The organism is Gryllotalpicola sp. CP2-P1 (genome assembly GCF_057512245.1).
Map to the genome: position 1 here is coordinate 1 of NZ_JBLRDT010000306.1, position 2,187 is coordinate 2,187.

At 73.1% G+C, this 2,187-nt stretch carries 3 protein-coding genes and 1 pseudogene; 1 reads left to right on the forward strand and 3 read right to left on the reverse strand.

Annotation, left to right across the window (positions count from 1 at the left end; all coding sequences use genetic code 11):
* Positions 1-695: amidase family protein (locus ACM2XV_RS14560; RefSeq protein WP_487027451.1), on the forward strand; the 695-nt coding region annotated here is incomplete at its 5' end.
* A 6-nt stretch (positions 696-701) separates the two neighbouring features.
* On the opposite strand, the gene ACM2XV_RS14565 is transcribed toward ACM2XV_RS14560, so the two are convergent.
* From ACM2XV_RS14565 to ACM2XV_RS14575, 3 genes and pseudogenes are all read right to left on the reverse strand, one after another.
* Positions 702-1,556 (reverse strand): SDR family NAD(P)-dependent oxidoreductase, encoded by an 855-nt coding sequence (locus tag ACM2XV_RS14565; protein WP_487027452.1) that lies wholly within the window; start codon positions 1,554-1,556, stop codon positions 702-704.
* Positions 1,553-1,903, reverse strand: a complete 351-nt coding sequence (locus tag ACM2XV_RS14570) for a Fe-S oxidoreductase (protein ID WP_487027453.1) — start codon at positions 1,901-1,903, stop codon at positions 1,553-1,555. Before ACM2XV_RS14570 ends, ACM2XV_RS14565 begins: the two co-directional genes overlap by 4 nt.
* Positions 1,900-2,187 (reverse strand): annotated as a pseudogene (locus tag ACM2XV_RS14575) (pyridine nucleotide-disulfide oxidoreductase); the annotation flags it as partial. The gene ACM2XV_RS14570 and the pseudogene ACM2XV_RS14575, both read right to left, overlap by 4 nt.

Here is a 2,187-nt window from a genome sequence, read left to right on the forward strand (position 1 = left end):
TGCGCGGCGAGCTCGACGACGGCACGAGGCGGTTCCAGCTGGGCGTCATGACGAGTTCCGCGTGGGACGCCGCCTACCCCGGCATCGAGATCTCGCCCGAGGCATCCCTGGCGCTCGAGACGGCCGTGAACGCCCTGACCGGCCTCGGTCACGGCATCGAGCAGACCGAGCTGCCGCCCGACCCGACGTACGCGCCCGCATTCCGCGACGTGTGGCAGGCCGGTGCCGCGACCCTGCCGCTCGATGACGAGCAGCTCGCCCGCACCGAGCCGCTCACGCAGTGGCTCGTCACCGCGGGGCGCGCGCTTCCCGCCGCCCGGGTGATCGAGAGCCTGCGCACCCTGCGGCGCTTCGAGCGGGACTTCATCGCCCGCTTCGCGAGCTTCGACGCGGTGCTCACCCCGGCGCTCGCGATGACGCCGCGGCCGAACGGGTGGTACGACCACGACGACGCCGAGCGGAACTTCGAGCAGCAGTGCCGCTACACGCCCTTCACGTCGATGGTGAACGTGAGCGGGCTGCCGGCGATCACCGTCCCCGTCCTCCAGACGGAGCCGACGGCGGATGCCCCGGCCGGCCTGCCGATGGGCGTGCAGCTCATCGGGCGCCCCGGGGGCGAACGCACCCTGCTCGCCCTGTGCGCGCAGCTCGAGCGGAAGATCCGCTGGCGCTTCCGCCGCCCGCCCGTGTGGTGAGGCGCGTCAGCCGGTGAGCTCGACGAGCAGCTCGAACAGCGCATGCCGCAGTGCCGGGTCGGATGCCTGGGGAGCGGTGCGGCCGAAGGGGCGGAACCTCGAGAAGTACGTGCCGCTCGGGGCATCCATCGGCAGCGTGCTCGAGAACGCGATCAGCGGCTCGGCCCCGCTTCGCGCCGACCGGCCCCAGTGGCCCGCGAGGACCGTGTTGCCGAGGCGCACGAGGCGCGAGGTGCCGCCGAAGCTCGTCGCCACCATGCCGGGGTGCACCGAATAGGCGTCCACCCCCGTGCCGGTCAGGCGCTCGGCCAGCTCGCGGACCCACATCACGACCGCGAGCTTCGCCGTGCCGTACACGGGCCAGCCGCGGCGGTAGGGGCGCTCGGCCCACTCGAGGTCGTCGAGCTGCAGGCGGCCCCACTGGTTCGCCATCGAGGCCGTCGCGAGCACGCGCACCGTTCCCGGCGCGACGCCGGGCAGTGCCGCCGTCGCCTCGAGCCGCGGGCGCAGCAGCCGGGTCAGCAGGAACGGTGCGAGCACGTTCGACTGCAGCGTGCGCTCGTGCCCGTCGGCGGTGAGCTCCCACTCGCTGACGAGGCCGCCCGCGTTGTTGACGAGCACGTCGATGCGCTCATAGCGGGCGAGGAGCTGCTCGGCCAGCATCCGCACGTCATCGAGGCGATCGAAGTCGGCGACGTATGCCTCGCCGCCCGCCTGGCTCGCGACGGAGCGCGTGCGCTCGGGGTTGCGCCCGACGACGGCGACGTGATCGCCGCGGTTGGCCGCCGCCAGCGCGGTCTCGCGGCCGATGCCCGAGCTCGCCCCGGTGACGACGACGACCCGGCTCGGCACCCCGCTCACAGGTAGCCGCCCTTCTCGAGCCCCGCCTCGATCTCGAAGCGGTTGCGCAGCGGGTCTCGACCCGCGGCTGCATAGAGCAGGGGGAACAGCATGCCGAGGCGCTGCCACTGCCGCTTGTGCACCGCCTCGTGCTCGAGCACAGTGTCGCTCGCGTTGTCGGCGGTGAGATAGCACGAGCCCACGCACGAGCCGCCGCGGCCGAAGGCCCACTTCGGCATGCCGGTGAAGACGAACAGGCCGGCGCGGCGGCGGACCTCGCCGGTGCTCCACAGGAAGCCCCAGACGAGCCCCACGCAGGTGGCGAACAGGTAGCCGGGCAGCGAGACGAGGCGCAGCAGCGCGCTCATGCCGTCGGGCGCCCGTAGCTCTCGAGCAACCGCAGCCAGACCTCGCTGAGCGTGGGGTACGAGGGCACGGCATGCCAGAGCCGCTCGATCGGCACCTCGGCGGTGACGGCGATCGTGGCGGAGTGCAGCAGCTCGCCGACATCCGCCCCGACGAAGGTGACGCCGACGAGCACGCGACGGTCCTCGTCGACGACGGCCCGCGCCGTGCCCTCGTAGCCGTCGGAGTGGATCGTCGCGCCCGCGACCCAGCCGATCTCGTAGTCGACGACGCGCGTGCGGATGCC

Bases quoted from the DNA above. Each gene is read 5' to 3' on its own strand.
- ACM2XV_RS14570 (WP_487027453.1), bottom strand. From the start codon at position 1,903: ATGAGCGCGCTGCTGCGCCTCGTCTCGCTGCCCGGCTACCTGTTCGCC.